Here is a 21,025-nt window from a genome sequence, read left to right as displayed (position 1 = left end):
AACAAAAAACAACTAACAAATTGTAGTTAAACCATTCACTCTTCAAAAATTACTTTTAATAAAAATTATTACTTAAAAATAAAAGTAAGAAAACCCATTAAAAGATATTACATCTACACAAAACGATCGTTCATCGAATTACAAACAACAAATATTCAACTTCACTATCAAATAGAATATACAATCGACCCATTTATTATAAATTTCCTAATCATATAATACATCAAGTTATAATATATCTTCATTTCTAAAAAAAAATCAAAAACAACTTTTATCAAAACACAATCAAAAACTTAAAGAACAACAAAAACAACAAATATGAAAAATCCGCTACATGAGAGAAGGTTAACCTTCTTTAAAATCACATATACTGTTTTTTTATCCCTAATCATACATCTGGTTTCATTTTCACAAAACATTAAAAAAATAGGAACTGTCAATTCTATTGAAAGCTCAATAAGCAAGCAGAAAAGGTCAGGCAAATCTGAAAAAGTATTCTTAACTACGGATTCATCATATCCTGGATTTTTTAATTATATATCATCTTCAGATCAAAAAAATAAGGCTATTGGAATATTCAAAGACTATCCCCAATCCACTATTTATTATAATATAGAAGGTAAAAAACTGGATGGAAAAGCTATTATTCCGGAAATTGAAAAAGCTTATGAATACTATTCTGATCAGCATGGTGATGTTTATGTAAAAGAAGTAGCAATAGATAAAGTGGTTTGCATAAACTATATTGAAGTCGCCAATTCTCAGAGTAACACCAACAGCTCATTTGCTATTTCAGCACCGGTTTTAAACCTTCAAAGTTTCCCCGGAGCTGAAGGGGTTATATTACTTGACTTTGACGGTCAGTATGTCTCCGGAACCTACTGGAATGGAGGAAATCCAATTAATGCACTTCCATCTGTTCTTTCTGAAAGTGAAATAATAGAGATCTGGAAACTTGTAAGTGAAGACTACAGACCATTTAATCTCAATATTACTACCAGTGAAAGTATCTATCAGGCTGCTCCTGCAGACAAAAGAATGCGTTGTATATTCACTCCAACCACTACCGCCTCGCCAGGAGCAGGTGGAATTGCCTATATAGGCTCTTTCAGCTGGGGGACTGAAACTCCTTGTTGGGTATTTAATGATGGAATCAAAGGTGCAGGAGAAGCTGCTTCTCACGAAATTGGGCACACTCTAGGCCTTAGTCATGATGGTAGAATATCTGCACAAGAAGAATACTACTCCGGAACTGAAGAATGGGCGCCAATAATGGGAGTTGGTTATTATTCCAAAATTGTGCAATGGAGCAAAGGAGAATATGCCGATGCTAGTAACCAACAAGATGATATTGCCATATTATCTACAGGCGTGGCAAAACTGGGGTTTAGGCCTGATGAAGCCGGTTCAACTACCAGCACCTCCAAACAACTCATATATTCAGATGCAGGAGAAGTAAACGCAGGTCAAAACTCCGGAATTATTGCTAATGCTTCAGATGAAGACATATATTACTTCACAACATCTGGTGGCGTAACCAATTTACTTATCAATCCATCCTCATCTAATCCTAATCTTGATATATATGCCAGTATTACTGATAAAGAAGGAAAGATCGTAGCACTATCTTCTCCTTTTGACAGCCTTTCTTCCAAACTAACTATTAATCTCAATGCAGGCACATACTTCCTTCATATAAAAGGTTCAGGTAAAGAAAGTCCAAACAGAGGTGGCTATTCTGAATACGGTTCTGTAGGAGAATACTTTATATCAGGCACTATAAATATTACTCCAACTATTAATAAAGCTCCTAATATATCCTTACTGATGCCTTCCAATGGAAGTATATTTCTAGCCCCATCTGTTGAATTATCTGCTGATGCAATTGATACTGATGGCAAAGTAATAAAAGTTGAATTTTATAACGGTAAAACTAAAATTGGAGAAGATACTATTGCCCCCTACTTAATTACATGGAAAACAGCTACTCCAGGAATAAGTAAACTCACCGCCAAAGCAACTGACGACAAAGGAACTTTCACCATCACTCCTGAGATAACTATTACCATTAAAAATCCTATCGCCACAATCTATCAGCACTGTAGCTACCAGCTATCTGGTTATGCAATTGGACTGGACACAGGTCGATACACATCAGAAAGACTGCTATCCTTAGGAATTAAAGATAAGGATATCTCAGGCATCAAGATTGCTCCAGAATATGAAATTACACTTTATCAAAATAATAATTTCAGTGGCACATCTATAACACTACGGATAAATGATAATTGCCTATATGACAATAAATTTAATGACTCCACTTCTTCATTGATCATAAGAGAAATTCCCAATATACCTCCCTCTGTTGTGATCACTTCTCCGAAAAGCGGAACAGTGATTACCGAAGGAACAGATCTTACAATAACTGTTGAGGCTACTGATTCAGACGGACAAATAACAGCAGTGAATTTTTACAAAGAAAATGAATCCTTATTTGCTTCTACTACTGCTCCATATACTTATACAGTGCCTAAGATTACAGCGGGAACTTACAATTTCAGAGTTGCAGCAACAGATAACAAGGGCTCATCAGTATCTTCAGAAGTAATCACAATCATTGTAGTATCACCGGAATTACCTGTCGGAATTAATGGTCCTTCATGCATAGAAACAAACTTTTCATATACATATACCTTCAAAAATGAACTTCCAACTACCAATATATCATGGTGGACAAACAATGATGGGAAAATAATACGTGACGGTTCTGATTATAAGAAAGTAAATGTCAATTTTAGCCGGTATAATAACACTTCAGTTTCCTTATATGCAGGAGTAAACTATTCAACTGCTCCATTCTATAAAGAGTACTCCAAACTAATACTGTTAGGAAATTGCGATAACAATAAACGAACAGCAGTTAATTCAGTTCCTCACCCATTTATATCTTCCACCAATGTGTCAGTAGATAATGGAGATCCTATTTTATCTGTAAAAATATGTGACCTTCAAGGAAAAGAAGTTTTCTCTTCAGGTCCTATAGATTCAGAAACAATAGAGATAGGAGAAAATATAAGCCAAGGATTATATATTCTACATATAACAACTCCTAACGGAAGCTACACCCGAACAATTCTTAAAAATTAATTAATTGGCTTTATGTAAAAAGAATAAGTTCAATAAAAAAAGAGGGATATTTTGAATACCCCTCTTTTTTTTATGAACTCTGGAAAAGTTAATCTTCGTATTTTTTAAACAAAGCGGTTGCAATATGCCCCCCAAAACCAAAGGTATTGCTTATTGCATAATTTACCGTTTTATTTACAGCCTTGCCAAGTGTAAGATCAAACTTATTTCCAAAATTACCATCAACATTTTCTGTATTGATAGTTGGTGGAACAATGTCATTTCTTACCACATTTATACATACAATTGCCTCAATAGCTCCTGCAGCTCCAAGCAAATGTCCTGTCATTGATTTAGTAGCACTGATATTCAATCCAGAATTAACTCCAAAAACCCTTTCAATTGCTTTAAGCTCGCTCATATCCCCCATTGGAGTAGAAGTAGCATGAGCATTTACATATCCTACTTCAGAAGCTTTTATACCTGCATCTTCCAGCGAAAGCATAATTCCATTATAAGCACCATCACCATCAGGATGAGTACCGGTGAGGTGATATGCATCTGCCGCCATCCCACCTCCCACTATTTCAGCTATAATCGGAGCATTTCTTTTTTTAGCGGATTCATATTCTTCGAGGATGATAGCTCCAGCTCCTTCACCCATAACAAAACCATCTCTGTTCACATCAAAAGGCCTTGAAGCACAGGAGTAATTATCATTGTTCGTTGAAAGTGCTTTAAGAGCATTAAACCCACCAATAGAACTTTGATTAACAGGAGCTTCGGAGCCACCTGTAATAATCATATCAGCTTTTCCCCAACGAATATAATTGAAGGCATCAATCAATGCAGTATTTGAAGCAGCACAGGCAGAAGTTGTGGTAAAGTTTATTCCTTTTAATCCATATTTTATTGATATAATTCCAGAAGCAATGTTTACCAGTCTTTTGGGTATAAAAAACGGATTAAATTTTGGAGTTCTATTATTAGCAATATACTCACTATATTGCTCTTCAAAAGTAATAACTCCACCATCGGCAGAACCCCAGATTACACCAATCCTGTGGGGATTAAGATCACCAAAAGATATATTTGCATTCTTTACAGCTTCCCCAACTGCAATCAATGCGTATTGAGTAAACATATCATATTTCCTGGCTTCACTTTTTTCAATAAACTTTAGAGGGTCAAAGCCTTTAAGTTCACATGCAAATTTTGTTTTAAAATATTGTGCATCAAACTTTGTTATTGGGGCTGCCCCACTTTTTCCTTCTATAAGAGACTTCCAAAATTCTTCTGCTGTATTTCCAATAGGAGTTAAAGCTCCAATACCCGTAATTACTACTCTTTTCATTTTTATATTATGATTACAAGGAATCCCCTGATTCTTTTATCCTTAAGCGATAGAGACCAAATAATATTTTCTTTATACAATTTTATTTTCCTGGTAATTCAATTTCTATTACAAATCACTCAAAAAGAACAATACAAAATAATTTGAGTCTTTACTAAACCAATTTATAGTTCTCTGACCTTTACAAAAAGTTATTTTCAAGTATCAGAAGAAGGTTATACTACAAAACATAAGGGATGAATTAGTAAGGACACAGAAGGTACCCCATAGAAGAAAATTAATTACAATGCTCTTTGTTAAATTTTGTGACAGTTCAATTAAGCCAACCAGCTGATGAATTTAAAATTTGGCTCTAAAAATAGGCTCTTCGGACCAAAATTGCAAATTCGATCAATTACAGAATAAATAAATGAGACATCCCAGGCTATGCTATCCTCTGTCCATTTTCCGTTTTCTTATCGGGCTGAAGCAATATGACTTCATTTTTATCATTAACTGCCCCCAAAACCAAACATTCGCTCATAAAATTCGCTATCTGTTTTGGAGGAAAATTTACAACCGCTACAACTTGTCTTCCGACTAACTCTTCTTTGGAATAAAGTTTTGTTATTTGCGCTGATGTTTTTTTTACACCTAATACGCCAAAATCAATTCTCAACTTGAAGGAAGGATTTTTCGCTTCCGGGAAGTCATCTGCAGTCAAAATTGTACCGGTGCGCATTTCAATCTTTTCAAAATCTGCCCAGGTAATAAATTCTTTTACATCCATCATGCAAAATAACTAGAAAAGTTTAGTCTAAAAACACATTCCCTACTCTCAACTTACCTAATGAATTGCATAAAAAATAAGGGAAAGGTGACAGAATGCACCTTTCCCTTAAAAAAATCCTTATATAAAATAATTGTTAGTTACTAGAAACAGTTTTTACCGTCTTTATAATTCTTGATGCCACTTTGTATGGATCTGCAGCAGAATTTGGACGACGATCCTCTAACCAACCTTTCCATCCACGCTCAACTGTCGCAATTGGAATACGGATAGAAGCACCACGATCAGACACCCCGTAAGAGAATGTATCGATAGACTGAGTTTCGTGCTTACCAGTTAAACGAAGATGGTTATCAGCACCATAAACCTCAATATGCTCTTTTACAACAGGAGCAAATGCGCTGCAGATACTATCATATACTTCTTTCTTACCAGCTGTACGAAGTGCAGAGTTAGAGAAATTAGCATGCATTCCTGAACCATTCCAGTCAAGTGATCCAAGAGGTTTGCAATGCCAGTTGATAGAAACACCATATTTTTCCCCGATTCTTTCAAGTAAATAACGAGCAACCCAGATTTGATCTCCAGCTTCTTTAGCACCTTTAGCAAAAATCTGGAACTCCCACTGTCCTGCTGCCACTTCAGCATTGATACCTTCCACGTTCAAGCCTGCCTCAAGACAAACATCAAGATGCTCTTCAACGATTTCACGACCAAATGCATTTTTAGCACCTACTGAGCAGTAATATGGACCTTGCGGAGCTGGGTATCCGTTTTCAGGGAATCCCAAAGGCTTATTTGTTGCAGGATTCCACAAGAAGTACTCTTGTTCAAAACCAAACCAGAAATCATTATCATCATCATCAATAGTAGCACGACCATTGGTAGGATGCGGTGTTCCGTTTGGAGATAAAACTTCACACATTACAAGGTAACCATTCTTTCTTTGCGGATCCTGACAGATATAAACCGGCTTTAACAAACAATCTGAAGATCCTCCCGGAGCTTGCTCGGTAGAAGAACCATCAAAACACCACATTTCACAATCTTCCAATTTTCCGCTGAAATCATTAACAATTTTAGTTTTGCTACGAAGACTTTGTGTCGGTTTGTAACCATCAAGCCAGATGTACTCTAATTTCGATTTTGCCATTGCTAAATGAGCTTATTTTTGATTAATTAGTAAAGATTTTATTTAAACTACCCTCTTTTTAAAGGGATACTTTGAAAACTTATATAAATTTTGCGATTTTTAGTCAAAAAACAAAAGTTAGGATCATTTTTTTTATTTTTTTTTATCCACAGCTTAAAAAAAGACCATTTTATGAGGATTTACATATATTTTTCAAAAAGTAAGGGTCATTTTTCAATCAAAATTTAAAAATTAAGCTTCCTTTAATTAGAAAGCATAAGAATATCCATCAAATAATTCCTTAAAAAAATTAAGATAAAATGCTTCTCATCAAAAAATATCCACTGATATCATTATTTCAATAAGAATGCTTATCCCTAATAGGTTACCTTTATTTATAATAATGTATCAACCTTAGCAAATATTTAAATATATTTATATTAATTATCAAAATCAGACAAAAATCGAAACATTTAAATATGAATAAAAACGTATACTCAATAAGCTTATCATTGCTACTGACATGCATTTACATATTTTACAATAATGCTTATTCCCAGATCTGTCCCCCAGATGCCGGTACTGAATTGATAGTCAATGGTGATTTTGAAGCTGGCAATACTGGGTTTGGTAGTGATTATACTTATTCTTCCCCCTCCGTTGGACCGGGAAATTATACAGTGGGAACCAGTCCAAATACCTCCAACTCATATTTTGCAAATATACAGGACCATACTCCAGGAGCTGGTAAAAATAATATGCTAATAATAGACGTGGATGGAACGGTGGGAAAAAATGCCTACAATACTACAGTTAATGTACTTCCCAATACGACCTACTTTTTTTCTGCCTGGTTTTCCAATATCAATACAAATAAAAATTGCGCAACTTGTGGAGGAATCTATTTTGAGAATTCGCCTATGATTCGTTTCTCAATTAATAATGCAGTAGTTGGAAATATTGTAAGGGTTGATAGTACCAGTCATGCATGGAATCAATTTTTTGTCACATGGAATTCCGGTGCAATTTCAGGAAATATTACCATCAGAATAGAGAATATTAGGACAGGAAGCGGTGGTAATGACCTTGCGCTGGATGACATTTCATTCAGCACTAGTTGCAAATATATTCAAAACCTTGCGTCACTTGGTAAAACAAGTATTCTACCTGATACGATTTATGCATGCAATGAGGCATTGCCCATTACACTCAACCCTCAGCTTGGAGCATCGAAATATACCTTTCAATGGAAAAATAGCTCCGGAACTGCTTTATCGGGTACCAATACTGGCTCAACCTATTCTTTCACATCCGCTCCTGCAGCAGGCAAATATTATTTATGCTATGACTCAATAGCTGATAATATTGGTTGCCCAAGGACAGATTCAGTAATTGTTCTGAATGAACTAAAGGTAAATATTGCACCCGATCAATTATTGTGCGATCCTATCAATTACACTATTAACTCACATATAACTGCTCCTGGAATAACTTTTAACTGGGAAAGAAATAATACTCCTCTCTCAACCAATACCGCAGCCCATCAGGCCATAGCTGATGGAACATATAAATTAAGCGTAACTAAACCTGGATGCCCCCCAGCAAGCGGAAGTATGAAAATCACCAAAATTGTACCTACAATGGTGGGCACAGGAGTTTACTGCAGTACTTCAACTCCGAAAGAAGCAACTTTTACTGTAAAAGGTGCAAATAAAATCGGAGGCAACATAAATGTTGAATGGTATAATGTAGCAACGGGAGGTTCTAAGCTTACTGCTACAATTAAAAACGATAGTACTATCAATGTTAAAAGTCCCAATTACGTCACAATTCCGGGCGTTTGTGAATATGGTCTTTATGCTGAAGATAAAAATTCATTTAATACTACAGCTTCTCAAGGAGCAATGGGAACTATTTCTGCCAACAACAATACCATTAGAACTATGATTGTAGTAAAAGGGAATAACCTTGCTCTAAATTCTCTTGATTTCTATCAAATGAATTACAGTACAGGAGGAACTGCCACCTATACAGTAAACATTTACTCAAATAAAATTGCTAATTCCTGTGGGAAGAATAATGCAAATACACCTGATGTAATCGTTTATCCCAATGTGGGCTCTATCACATTGCCCAAAACCACTACCGCGACATTAAGAACAATTCCTTTAAATGTTTCCCTGCCAGGTTCAACTGCTGGTATAGTTTATTGGATTGAGATAACAGGAGCTGAATTTGGAATTTCAACAAGTACAAAACCTTATGGTACTTTAAACAATAACTCCCCCGGACAAAATGTATTAAGCATTGGTGACATTGCTGATGGGGCTTGTTATCCCGAAAGAAAAGGAAACATAGCCAGCATCAATGCAACATCTGGCAAAACCAATTCTTGTGGTAGGGTTTTCGTTTGTGCAACTACCGAATCCTGTACACTGCCGGTAGAATTCCTAAGCATTGAAGCTAAATCAAATGCTTCAGGTACTATCATAACCTGGTCTACCACCTGGGAATTAAACAACAAATTATTTATTGTTCAGAAAAGTCTGGATGGAAAAACATTCCATAATATTGGCCAGGTCGTAGGAAGTGGAAATTCCAATACTATAAATAAATATTCTTTTACTGACGTCACCGGCAAAGGCAATAATTCCTACTATTACAGAATTATTCAGGTAGACTTCAATGGAGCTTCTGAAACATCTAAAATTGTTTCTTCTAATGCCTACAATTCAGATAGCCAGATTATAGTTTTTCCTGTACCTTCCAAAAAAGGGGAACCTATTACTTTCAGTTTTTCTGAATATTCTTCAAAAACCTTGACAATTTCTGACCTGTACGGGAAAACATTATTCTTTGGGAATATTGGTCCAGAAGAAGAGAATTATTCCTTAAACCTTAATTTACTTTCCGGAATTTATATTGCTGAAATTGAAAACGAATTCAATTTAAAAGTTTTGAAAAAATTAATAATTGAATAGTTTTTAATATCATACTGGTTAGCCCCTCTTTTCTGTAAAGAAAGGAGGGGTTCTTTATTTAAAACAGATCCAATCTACTTTTTAAAACATTTTTACTTTTTTTTTATTTCACATATACAACTTCTATAAAAATTTCAATAATACTCTGCACCATTCTAATGGCTCAATACTTATCAAAAGTTTAAAGACCATTGGCCTCCCTTAAGAAAGAAATTTACAACTTTATTTGTGTACTCATTAAATCTTCTTAAGCATTAAAAACTACTCAAATCATGAAAAATCTAACCAGCACAAGGTTGTATAAAAATTCCACATTGATAAAAATCTTATTGTCTACATTATTTATGTTATACATTTCACAAACTTCCAGAGCCCAACAAAAAGCTACATCCTATTCTTCAAATTTCTTTCGGTTTACAATAAACTATTATGAATACCTTCCTCCATCCTATTCTGCTTCTGGACACTCATTTCCTTTATTAATTTTTCTTCACGGATCAGGTGAAGCTGGGACTGTACTTTCAAAAACACTCGTTCCAGGTGTTCCTCCCCGACTCATTGCAGATGGGAAAACCGATGGGTTCAGCAACTTTATCGTTTTGTCACCACAAAGTCCGAGAACTTACTGGTACACTTCCTTTATTGATGAGTTTATTGAAATGGCAAAATCAAAATACAGGATTGATATATCGAGAATATATGTAACAGGTTTAAGTTCCGGAGGCAGAGGCACCTGGGATTACGCTATTGCTTATCCAGAGAAAGTAGCTGCTATCCTTCCCATAGCAGCAGTTACCGTCAACTCCAACGTATGTAATGCTAAAGAAATCCCTGTATGGTCATTCCAGGGTGAAAATGATGGTAAAAGTGCAACATCATGGAACACTGCTTACAATAAATGTAATCCTCCTATCCCTGGAAAACTGACTGTAATCACAGGAGCAGGTCATAATACCTCCCTTTGGGGAACTGTATATCAAAACCTTTCACTATCTCCATCTAAAGATTCTACCGGATTATACACCAATGCCATATACGATTGGTTGTTGAGTTACAGAACAGACCATACTATCCCGAACATATATCCTTCGGTCTTTGCAGGAGAGGATATAATAGCCGAATTGCCATTAGATAAAGTCATACTTTCTGGTAAAGCCTCAGATGAAGATGGTATAATCAAAGAATATTCCTGGACGCAGATCTCCGGTCCAAGCCTAATTTCTCTTTCCAATAGCACTCATATTACAACCAATGCCTATGGCTTTATTGAAGGAATTTACACGTTTGAATTCAGAGCTATTGATAATGATGGTGCTTCAAGTTCTGACGTTATCAAAGTTTTTGTTAACAGGCCTGCTACTGATGCCCCAATTCTTCTTTACAGAATTAACTGCGGAGGTTCTGAAATTCAGGATTCGATGTTAAACTGGTCATCGGACAAACAGCTTTCACCGTCTGAATATCTTGAAACCCCAACCACAACACTTACTACGGGAAGTGACAATTGGAAAGGACTCAACAATTCAGATGCTCCCAATAATGTATTTGGTAATAACCGATACTCCTATCAGAATTTAACACCTATACAATGGAGCTTCCCTGTTAATCCCGGACAATACATCCTAAAACTTTACTTTTCTGACGCAGGACAAAAAGATGGAACAAGGTTGATTAATGTCCAGGCGGAAGGGAATGAAATTCTCCATGAATTTGATATTCATAAAACTTTTGGGGATGCAGGTGGCCAAAAGAATTTTGTTATTGATGTGAGCGATGGATCTCTTGACCTTAGCTTAACCGCCACTTTAAACGTCGCAAAAGTGGACGGGATAGAAGTCTCTCAAGAAGGGACTGCATCATTAAGAACTGAAACATTAACTAACTCCTCTTCTCAGTTTTACTTCAGGTATTACCCTGCTCCTGTTGAAGAAAACCTTACTCTTGAATTTAACCTCCCGGAAAATAACTTTACAAAGATAGAATTGCTAGACCAAAAAGGGGTGCCTTTAAAAACATTATTCGAAGGAATATCAGGTAATAATCAATCTGTGAATATTAATCTTGCTAATGAAGGATTTTCCTCAGGCCTATACTTCATTATCTTCAGATCCAATTTTCATAACTTTACTGAGAAAATAATGATAAAAAAATAATACTATATCAAGTACATTTTAAAATACTAAAAAGCAAGGCAAAATTCATTGCCTTGCTTTTCCGATTTTAAAATGTCAAATATGTATCAGGTGATGCAATCCTTAATTTATAAACTTCCCCTGAAATCCTTTGATTTTACAAGGAAGATTAAAACCTTAATAATATAGAACTGTTCTTTTACTCAAATAAAATGTATATTGAATAATTACATCATTCCGAATTACTTCAAACTACTTACATGCCTTTAAGCAATACAGAAGAAGCAATATTTAAAAATTATATAAGTAAACAGCCTTCGTATAATGAATTACTTGATGAGGACGGGAATTTACTCGCCCATTGGAAAGAGTTTTTGGAAACATATAAAACTCTGGGCCACGAAGAATTTGTTAACAGAAATGTGCATCTTCAAAAGTTATTGCAGGAAAACGGAGTTACCTATAATGTATATGGCGATCCTACAGGACAAAGCAGAACCTGGAATCTTGATCCATTTCCATTTTTAATAAATAATGAGGAATGGAAAAAAATTGAGTCAGGTTTAAAGCAAAGAGCTCATTTATTAGATCTTATCTTCAAGGATATTTATGGTGAAAACAAACTCATTAAAAACGGTTTACTTCCAGCTGAACTGATATACAATCACGCAGGTTATCTAAGGGAATGTGCAGGAGTTTCATTTAAAAATAAAGACGGGCTGATTTTGTATTCAGCAGATGTGGCGAGAAGTCCGGATGGAAATATATGGGTCTTGAATGACCGTACTCAGGCTCCTTCCGGATCTGGATATTCTCAGGAAAACAGAGCCGCTATGATTAGAATATTTCCGGAGTTTTTCAAAAAAGTAAAAGTAAAAAGACTTTCTTCCTATTTTACCACTTTAAGAAAAACACTTAATTCGATTGCTCCTTCATCGGATTCTCATCCTCGTATAGTTCTTTTAACCCCTGGCCCCAGAAATGAAACATACTTTGAACATTCCTACCTTTCCTCTTACCTGGGCATTTCTCTTGTTCAGGGAGATGATCTGATGGTAAAAGATAACTATGTATGGATTAAGACTATTGCTGGGTTGGAAAAGGTCGATGTAATCATACGGAGGGTTGATGATATATATTGTGATCCTCTAGAACTAAAGGAAGACTCTCAACTTGGAGTACCCGGTCTTTTACAGGTAATACGTGCCGGCAACGTAAGTCTTGCAAACCCGCTTGGTTGCAGTATTCTGGAAAATCCTGGTTTAATTCCTTTTCTACAAAATATTTCCAATTACTTTACCGGTGAAGAACTTATTCTCCCTACCCTCGCCTCATGGTGGTGCGGACAACCAAGGGAATTGAAATATGTACTGGACAATCTAAGTTCTCTCGTCATCCGCAGAATATACAGAGATACGGTTACGAGTTCATCAATAGATGCTTCTTCTTTATCCTCTGCAGGTTTAAAAGAATTAAAGGATCAAATAAAGATGAAACCTTACCTGTATATTGGTCAGGAAAAAATTCTTTTTTCATCTGTTCCTTCTTATGTAAACGGTACCATTGAACCAAGGAATGTTATGTTCAGAAGTTTCCTTGTAAGCAATAATGGATCATACGAAGCAATGGCAGGTGGACTGACAAGAATATCAAACGATGCCAAAAGTTTCATTATTTCTAACCAGGCCGGAGGCTTAAGCAAAGACACCTGGATTATTTCATCTGAGTATAAATCAGAAGAAACACCCAAAGATCTTCAACAAGCGGAACGTGATCAACATAATGATGCCTTGCCTAGTCGTACTGCTGAAAACTTATTCTGGGTTGGAAGATATGCAGACAGAATATTAGCAAATGCCCGGTACATGAGGACAGTAATTCAATATATCAACAGTAAAGAAGGTTTCTCTGCAGATCAGGACAACCATACTGAAAAAGTACTACTCAAAACATTAACTCACTATACATATTCTTATCCCGGATTTACCGATGAAAATAACAAAGAAATCATTCAAAATCCATGGGGGGAAATTTATGATCTATTCATGAATGGGGAGAGAATCGGAGGACTAAGGTATAATATCAATATGATAATGAGATCTGCCGATGCTGTCAGAGATTACTGGTCTGCAGATACTTGGAGAATATTAAAAAGCCTTGAAGAAAACCGGGAAAATCAGCAAACGCTTAAAAATCGCCACAAGCTGATCAGCTCTCTGGACAATTTGATTACATCTATGGTAGCATTTATTGGCCTTAACAGAGAAAGCATTTCAAGAGAACACGGATGGCTGCTTCTGGACAGCGGACGAAAAATAGAACAAAGTCTTCTTTTGATTACCATGCTCCAATCTCTGCTGATCCAGAATCATGGAGCATCAAGTCAATACGATATGATGGAAACATTTTTGTCCAGTAATGAAAGTCTTGTTAATTACAGATACAATTATAAGACACATATTCAAATGCCTCTTGTACTTGATCTGATGCTTTTCGACAATCACAATCCGCATTCTTTAATTCATTTACTTGAAAAATTAAAAGTTCACTTTGAGGCTTTACCCAAAGGAACTAATATATATGAATTGCATCTTCATGAAAAGCTTGTTATTGAAGCCATCACTATTCTTAAAATATCAGATAAAAAAATACTGATTAAAGCTGATCCTGAGACAAGGGAATACAGACACCTAGAGGAACTTCTTTCAAAATTATTTTCAATCCTGTCATCTGTTCCGTATGAAATTTCCAGGACATTTTTCAAACATGCACAAAGCCAAAAGCAATTATATTCTTCAGATATCACGTAAGCATTTATCTTTATGATGTACAGCATTTCCCATAAGACAAAATATACTTACAATGAACAAGTGAGTTTATGTCAGAATATTGCTAAGCTGTTTCCCCGAAATACAGAAATTCAGAAGTGCATCAAAAGCGAAATAACCATATTTCCAGAACCTGATGTGGTGAATAAATATGAAGATTATTTCGGTAATAAGTCAGTCTATTTCTCATTACAAAAAGCCCATGAAGAATTAACAGTAACTGTTAATTCTCTCATCGAAAAAAAGATGGATGAGCCAGAGATCTCTTTATATGATCAACTTTCGTGGGAAATAGTAAAAGGGATGTTATATGAACCAAAACAGGAATATTTTGAAGCTCGCCAATTTATTCAGGAAACGGCCATGACTTCATCCAACCAGGCTATTGTTAACTATACTTTAAAATCATTTATTAAAGGTAGACCTTTTATTGAGGCGTCTGAAAATCTTATGCAAAGAATTTTCAATGACTTTAAGTTTCAACCGGGATTCACAACCATTGCCACCCCGCCATCAGAAGTGATGAAACATAAAAAAGGGGTGTGTCAGGATTTTGCCCATCTTGCGATTGCCTGTATTCGATCGCTAGGTCTGCCTGCAAGATATATAAGCGGTTATATAGAAACCGTTCCACCTAATGGCAAAGAAAAACTTGTTGGTGCGGATGCATCTCACGCATGGTTTTCTATTTTTGTTCCTAATATCGGATGGATTGACTTTGACCCAACCAACAATATGATTCCTTCCCAAAAACATATAACAATCGGATGGGGGCGAGATTACAGAGATATAGTACCATTAAAAGGGGTAATTTTTAGCAGCGGCAGTCACGAACTTAGTGTAGAAGTGGATGTAAAAAGGAGCTGAAAAAACGATATCTAATACCAATATTAATCTAAGACATTCTATATGATCATTATTTAGAGATAAAACCAGATTCAATCCTTTACTAAAATCTTTCTCCGCTGGATCCGAACACTATTTTAAAAAAGAAAAAATAAAAGGGAGCGATGTTCGCTCCCCCATTTAACATCCCCTTATACTAATTTCTATTAGATTTTCTAAATTTCCTCATATCTAATGTACTTGGATAATCCTTATTAATCTCAACGACTGGAGGATCGTACTTGACAAGCGGAGGTCTGTCCTGCTTAATATAGTGGGAAATTTTCGACAAATAAGGAGCTGGTCTCATAACCTCCTGAGTGTGTCCATATTCCCAGAAGCGATTGCCCCTTCGGGATTCGGCTTCATATGTATTGATTGGAAAGGTATCATAACTTCTGCCTCCAGGATGAGAAACATGATATGTACAGCCCCCTACAGATCTGTTGTTCCACGTATCAACGATATCAAAAACCAAAGGAGTATCTGTCCCAATGGAAGGATGCAATGCAGATGGGGGTTGCCATGCTCTGTAGCGTACACCGCTTACGAATTCTCCTCTTACATCTGTTGGTCTGAGTGGAACTCTACAACCATTGCATAATAGGATGTATCTTGAATTGTTTATTCCTTTTAATTTTACCTGAACCCTTTCCAAAGATGAATCAACAAAACGCGCTGTGCCAGAATTACTCATTTCCTCACCCAATACATGCCATGGTTCAATCCCCATCCTTATTTCCATTTCTATTCCTCTAACCATCACTGAACCATATCTTGGAAATCTGAATTCGAAAAAGGGATCAAACCAGCTCATCTGAAAAGGATAACCTGCCTCATTCAATTCACTGACAACTTCTTTCATATCCTCATATACGAAATGCGGTAGCAGGAACTTATCATGGAGTTCCGTTCCCCACCTTACAAGATCATGTTTGTATGGTTTGTTCCAGAAACGTGCAACTAAAGCCCTGATGAGCAACATCTGCACCATACTCATTTGCCTGTGAGGAGGCATGTCAAATGCTCTGAATTCAAGTATTCCCAGCCTTCCAGAAGAAGAGTCAGGAGAATATAATTTATCTATACAAAATTCTGCCCTATGTGTATTGCCGGTTATATCTGTCAGCAAATGCCTGAATATTCTGTCAACAAGCCAGTATGGGATGAACCCATTTTCAGGTACCTGTTCAAAAGCAATTTCCATTTCATACAACATCTCATCTCTTCCCTCATCAATTCTTGGTGCCTGACTCGTGGGACCAATAAAAGCTCCTGAAAACAAATATGAGAGTCCTGGATGATGCTGCCAGTATGCAATAAGACTTCTCAGAAGGTCAGGCCGTCTTAGCAGAGGGCTATCTGAAGGAGTGCTTCCTCCGATTGTGATATGATTTCCTCCTCCTGTACCTGTATGTCTTCCGTCAAGCATAAACTTTTCAGTGCCCAGTCTTGAAAGATAAGCCTGCTCATAAAGCGTATTGATAATACTGTTGAGCTCTTTCCAGCTTTTGGAAGGGTGAATATTAACTTCTATAACTCCAGGGTCTGGGGAAACTACCATCCTTTCTACTCTGTAATCGCGTGGAGGCTCATATCCATCTAATCTTACCTGCATGTTTAACTTTTCGGCTGCAGCTTCTACAGATGCTACCAGGTCCAGATAATGCTCCAGGTAGCTGACTGGCGGAAGAAATACATACAGATAGCCATCTCTTACTTCTGTACAAATAGCGGTCTTTGTGACATCAGTTTCAAACATTGGTTTTATTTCATCATCTTCTTCCTCTGGTTTAATAACATTTCGGCTTCTTCTGTCTTTTCCAATACTCTTGTCATTCCCGTCAGTTACTGCTAACTCCTGATGTCTTATTCTCTGGGGCGGTGCCACATGCTCAAAAATTCTACCGTATCTAAGTGCTATTCTCTCATGATAATTTTCAAGTGGTGGTAATTCTTCAAATAAACTTCGATCTATTTCCTGAGGTCTTAAGCTTTTGGAAACATAAGCCAGAGACTCAAGAGGTAACCTGAATCCCATTGGAGAATTGCCTGGTATGAGAAACAAATAGTCACGAGTAAACTGCCATTTACAGCTTTTCCATTTTCCATTCCAGTAATTCCACTCTATTGGAAGCGCATAACCAACTGGCTTGTTCAGCCCTTTATCTAATAGTGTTGCAAGCGTTCGACGTTCAAGACTTTCTTTAAGATTGTATTTTAAGGGATCTATATTGATAGGTGTCTTTCCTTCAGACCAAAGGAAATAAAAGGCATCTTCGTATGCTGGAGAAATATTATATCTGCTGACTGCAAGATGCCTTGCAAGCTCTTCCATGAAAATCCTGGAATCTTCGACAGTATAGGTTTTATCAGTTTTTTCGTGTGCTATCAGTTGTGTATTCTTCCAGATAGGATAATTATCTTTTCTCCAGAAAAGGCCATATTGCCAACGAGGCAAAGGCTCTCCGGGATACCACTTACCCTGACCATAATACAACATACCTTTCGGTCCAAATTTTTCCCTGAGTCTAAAAATCAGATCATGGGCGAGCAATCTTTTATGAGGACCATCTGCTGCCGTATTCCATTGAGCTGATTCCATATCATCAATTGAAACAAAGGTAGGTTCCCCTCCCATTGTCATTCTTACATCCCACTTCTCCAGATCATCATCGACCTTATTTCCAACAGCATTGATTGCAGCCCATTGTTCTTCCGAATATGGCATCGTTACACGAGGATCTTCATGTATACGAGTTACTTTATTATCAAAGAAAAAATCAACTTCACACTTATCCGTTGCTCCTACGACAGGAGCAGCGCTCACATAGTCGGGAGTGCAAGCAAGAGGTATATGCCCTTCGCCTGCAAATAATCCTGAAGTAGGATCGAGACCTATCCAGCCTGCTCCCGGGATATAGACTTCTGTCCATGCATGCAGGTCAGTAAAGTCCTCTTCCGGACCAGACGGACCATCCAGGGATTTAATATCTGCTGTTAACTGAACCAGGTATCCTGACACAAATCTGGCTGCAAGTCCAAGATGTCTTAATACCTGCACCAACAACCATGCTGAGTCACGACAAGACCCCAAAGCTTTTCCAAGAGTTTCTTCACAACTCTGTACACCAGGCTCCATGCGGATGGCATAATTAATATCAGTATTTAGCTTCTGGTTAATCATTACCAGAAAATCAACAATCCCCTTCTCTTTATTTATATCAAGCTCAGCAATCCACCTCTTCAGCAATGGACCACTTTCCTTTTTCTCCATATATAAAGAAAGTTCTTTTTCTAATTGGCCCTGATATTTGAAAGGGTAAGACTCAGCATATTCTTCTACAAAAAAGTCGAATGGATTTATTACTACAAGATTAGCTATAACTTCCACCTCTATAATCATTTCCTTTGTTTTCTCAGGAAATACAACCCTTGCCATATAATTACCAAAGGGATCCTGCTGCCAGTTGATAAAATGTTCTTCCGGCGTAATTTTCAGAGAATACGCTTCTATTGGCGTTCTTGAATGTACTGCAGGCCTTAGTCTGAATATGTGAGGAGACATGCATACCAACCTGTCATATCTATAAGTAGTACAATGATTAATTGCGACTTTTATTGCCATAAAACATGAATGAAGTGGTGAGAAAAAGTATGTTTTACTAAGAAAGAAGAAAAATTTAGCTTTACAATATTTTACAATACTAATATTTAAAATTATTAAATTTAACTACTTCCATATTAATAAAATACAAAAACATAATATTCAAAAAAAAGTTTACCGGAATTAAACTTATCTAGCTATAAAAAAGTGTACGACCGAAAAAAGATCATTGATCTCCCTTGTCCTTTTCAAAATCCTTCTCACTGTCCTCTGCTTTCTCTTTATGCTTATCCTTATCTTTTGCCTTGTCTTTATCTTGGCAAGTTGCTTGCCAGCTATCTTCATTACCTTATTGATAATAAAATCAATTACCTTATCAATCATCCGATCAATCGGCTTCCCTGATCCGGTGAATGAACTTCGTAATTCTTTCTGCTATACCAATTAAGTTTAACTACTGAGCAATGAAGCCAAGAATCACTGAAATCGTCTGTGTCATTGTGTCTCAATAAATGTTGATGTTAATGAGACCTACTTCCCTATTATGCACGAAAAGTATACTTTCTGAATTTTAAACTTAGGCCTCTCAACCATCAAAAACAATTATTCCTTCATCATGAGTATTATTAGGTGAGATATCAACTTCGAATCTGATATTATCTTTCGGTTTACAATCATGTTTTCAATATCGATTGGAATGAGATTAATGTTTTTTTTAAAACCTTCTTTTAGTTTTGCATTATAAGTTTCTTAAAGTTCTGCTGTCAAATTCTTCTTCTCTTTTTTAACAAACTCTTCAAAACTTTGTGCAGGATTACCTGATTTCTAAACTAATTTTGCATGAATTTCTGCAACATACTTCTGATGCTCCTCCCTATCAAGATCTGTCTCCTATCATCCCCCTTTCAGCCCCCGGAACGGGCTCATTCAGCATATATTAAACTTTCGAATAAAGATTTTATCCAAGTTGGAAGTTTTACCCATTACATGACAAAAAATGTGTTTCTTAGTTTTATCATAAATGGTGGTTATATTACAATAAAGCCATTGACGCTGATTCATCAATGGCCTTAATGTCTATCCGAAATTTTAAAAGTATAATTAACTTAAGTCTCAAGAAAGCCTTCATCATCCAACTTATAAATGCCGTTATATAGTCCTCTCAGATATAAATATAACCATTCAGTGAAAGATGCAGCTCCACTTTCTAAAGGGCCTTCAGCTCTTTCCCAAAGAATGACCTGACCTCTGGAGCCTCCTTCAGCCGGATCAAGATCAATACAAAATAAATTACCACCACTATCTACTGCAAAAGGTATCCATGATTGATTCCACCATGTTTGCTTAATTTTATTACCGGAATATTCAGGTAATTTGTTAAATGCTCCCTGCTCTTTATTCGATTTCATTTCTTTCCAAAGATCCACAGCCAGATTTGCTTTCAGGTATTCATATCCATTATAAAAAGACATCTTTCCATTGTGTTGGAGGAGAGAATAGTAATAGTCCTTGGGTATTTCAACTGGATATGAATTCCTAAACTCTTCCATTTCTTTTTCTGAAGCACCTGACATAAGTCTAGATTTCAAAGTTTCAGAATTTTTAGAATACCACTTACTTATTTTAGACCATAAATTTTTAATAGTAGTGGCGACAAGGGGCAATGATGTTCTGTAAGGGTTTCTTAATATCTTATATGTTTCGTTGATAATTATACTTTTGGTTTTGTCTTCAATATTCTCCAATTCCTTCGCTTCTCCTTCAGTTAAAGGAATTAATTGTAGCATTTGCACAGTAGGGTCAGATTCAAATCCCCATTCTGTAGAGAGGCCCAAATATTGACTAACAAAAAAATAAGGAGTTGAGCGGATTAAATCAATTGAATGTGGAATGATAGTATTCAATTTAAATCCATCCTTTTTCGAAAGTTCCTTATTGTAAAATTCTAAAAGCTGTTTAGAAAAGCCTTCGACTGTTTCCTCTGAAAATGTTTCATCTATTTCCAGAATTATTTCTGTCGGAATATATTTTTTTTCATTAAAAAGATTGGACAAACCTATTGTTGTGATACTTGAAAAAAAAACATCTTCCTCTTCATCTGGAAGTATAAATGCAAGATACCCCTGAAAATAGGGGGCTGCATCTATAAGAAAATCTTCTTTACCCACTTCTTCGTGATATTTATTTAGTAGCTTTTCCTTTTTCATTTAT

At 36.2% G+C, this 21,025-nt stretch carries 11 protein-coding genes; 6 read left to right on the top strand and 5 right to left on the bottom strand.

What is annotated here, in order from left to right; genetic code table 11:
• Nucleotides 1-318: 318 nt before the first annotated feature.
• A complete protein-coding gene (locus MYP_RS02625) occupies nt 319-3,147 on the top strand; it encodes an Ig-like domain-containing protein (RefSeq protein ID WP_045458017.1) in 2,829 nt (942 codons plus the stop codon).
• An 88-nt stretch (nt 3,148-3,235) separates the two neighbouring features.
• On the opposite strand, the gene fabF is transcribed toward MYP_RS02625, so the two are convergent.
• The 3 genes from fabF to MYP_RS02610 all read right to left on the bottom strand — a co-directional run bounded on the left by fabF (nt 3,236) and on the right by MYP_RS02610 (nt 6,402).
• Nucleotides 3,236-4,480, bottom strand: coding sequence for a beta-ketoacyl-ACP synthase II (gene fabF, locus MYP_RS02620; RefSeq protein WP_045458013.1), 1,245 nt, complete (start codon nt 4,478-4,480; stop codon nt 3,236-3,238).
• Nucleotides 4,481-4,904: 424 nt separating this feature from the next.
• Nucleotides 4,905-5,252: a tRNA-binding protein gene (locus MYP_RS02615; RefSeq protein ID WP_045458010.1), complete on the bottom strand. Its 348-nt coding sequence runs from the start codon at nt 5,250-5,252 to the stop codon at nt 4,905-4,907.
• Between the two features lie 133 nt (nt 5,253-5,385).
• Nucleotides 5,386-6,402 carry a glutamine synthetase beta-grasp domain-containing protein gene (locus MYP_RS02610; RefSeq protein ID WP_045458007.1) on the bottom strand — a complete coding sequence of 339 codons (1,017 nt, stop codon included), beginning with the start codon at nt 6,400-6,402 and terminating at the stop codon, nt 5,386-5,388.
• Nucleotides 6,403-6,860: 458 nt separating this feature from the next.
• Between MYP_RS02610 and MYP_RS02605 the strand changes: the two genes are divergently transcribed.
• The 4 genes from MYP_RS02605 to MYP_RS02590 all read left to right on the top strand — a co-directional run bounded on the left by MYP_RS02605 (nt 6,861) and on the right by MYP_RS02590 (nt 15,189).
• Nucleotides 6,861-9,362, top strand: coding sequence for a T9SS type A sorting domain-containing protein (locus MYP_RS02605; RefSeq protein WP_045458004.1), 2,502 nt, complete (start codon nt 6,861-6,863; stop codon nt 9,360-9,362).
• Between the two features lie 272 nt (nt 9,363-9,634).
• The gene (locus MYP_RS24685; RefSeq protein WP_081990377.1) at nt 9,635-11,515 is read left to right on the top strand and encodes a PKD domain-containing protein; all 1,881 of its coding nucleotides are present in this window, start codon (nt 9,635-9,637) and stop codon (nt 11,513-11,515) included.
• 239 nt (nt 11,516-11,754) lie between these two features.
• Entirely contained in the window at nt 11,755-14,304 is a 2,550-nt protein-coding gene (locus MYP_RS02595; RefSeq protein WP_045458001.1) for a circularly permuted type 2 ATP-grasp protein, read from the top strand.
• A gap of 12 nt (nt 14,305-14,316) precedes the next feature.
• Entirely contained in the window at nt 14,317-15,189 is an 873-nt protein-coding gene (locus tag MYP_RS02590; protein WP_045457998.1) for a transglutaminase family protein, read from the top strand.
• Nucleotides 15,190-15,364: 175 nt separating this feature from the next.
• Here the strand turns inward: MYP_RS02590 and MYP_RS02585 are convergent, their stop codons facing one another.
• Nucleotides 15,365-18,835, bottom strand: a complete 3,471-nt coding sequence (locus MYP_RS02585; RefSeq protein WP_045457995.1) for a transglutaminase family protein — start codon at nt 18,833-18,835, stop codon at nt 15,365-15,367.
• A 186-nt stretch (nt 18,836-19,021) separates the two neighbouring features.
• Between MYP_RS02585 and MYP_RS02580 the strand changes: the two genes are divergently transcribed.
• Entirely contained in the window at nt 19,022-19,219 is a 198-nt protein-coding gene (locus MYP_RS02580) for a hypothetical protein (RefSeq protein ID WP_045457992.1), read from the top strand.
• A gap of 701 nt (nt 19,220-19,920) precedes the next feature.
• On the opposite strand, the gene MYP_RS24680 is transcribed toward MYP_RS02580, so the two are convergent.
• The gene (locus tag MYP_RS24680; RefSeq protein ID WP_052429907.1) at nt 19,921-21,021 is read right to left on the bottom strand and encodes an SMI1/KNR4 family protein; all 1,101 of its coding nucleotides are present in this window, start codon (nt 21,019-21,021) and stop codon (nt 19,921-19,923) included.
• Nucleotides 21,022-21,025: the final 4 nt, after the last annotated feature.

Origin of the sequence: Sporocytophaga myxococcoides (assembly GCF_000775915.1) — a bacterium.
Lineage (GTDB): Bacteria > Bacteroidota > Bacteroidia > Cytophagales > Cytophagaceae > Sporocytophaga > Sporocytophaga myxococcoides_A.
Note: the sequence above shows the minus strand (reverse complement) of the source record. Positions and strands in the feature narration are given on the sequence as shown.

Excerpts from the sequence above, each read along its gene's own strand:
- MYP_RS02590 (WP_045457998.1), top strand. The coding sequence starts at position 14,317 with ATGATGTACAGCATTTCCCATAAGACAAAATATACTTACAATGAACAA.
- MYP_RS02585 (WP_045457995.1), bottom strand. The coding sequence starts at position 18,835 with ATGGCAATAAAAGTCGCAATTAATCATTGTACTACTTATAGATATGAC.
- MYP_RS02615 (WP_045458010.1), bottom strand. The coding sequence starts at position 5,252 with ATGATGGATGTAAAAGAATTTATTACCTGGGCAGATTTTGAAAAGATT.
- MYP_RS24685 (WP_081990377.1), top strand. The coding sequence starts at position 9,635 with ATGAAAAATCTAACCAGCACAAGGTTGTATAAAAATTCCACATTGATA.
- MYP_RS24680 (WP_052429907.1), bottom strand. The coding sequence starts at position 21,021 with ATGAAAAAGGAAAAGCTACTAAATAAATATCACGAAGAAGTGGGTAAA.
- MYP_RS02625 (WP_045458017.1), top strand. The coding sequence starts at position 319 with ATGAAAAATCCGCTACATGAGAGAAGGTTAACCTTCTTTAAAATCACA.
- MYP_RS02595 (WP_045458001.1), top strand. The coding sequence starts at position 11,755 with ATGCCTTTAAGCAATACAGAAGAAGCAATATTTAAAAATTATATAAGT.
- fabF (WP_045458013.1), bottom strand. The coding sequence starts at position 4,480 with ATGAAAAGAGTAGTAATTACGGGTATTGGAGCTTTAACTCCTATTGGA.
- MYP_RS02610 (WP_045458007.1), bottom strand. The coding sequence starts at position 6,402 with ATGGCAAAATCGAAATTAGAGTACATCTGGCTTGATGGTTACAAACCG.
- MYP_RS02605 (WP_045458004.1), top strand. The coding sequence starts at position 6,861 with ATGAATAAAAACGTATACTCAATAAGCTTATCATTGCTACTGACATGC.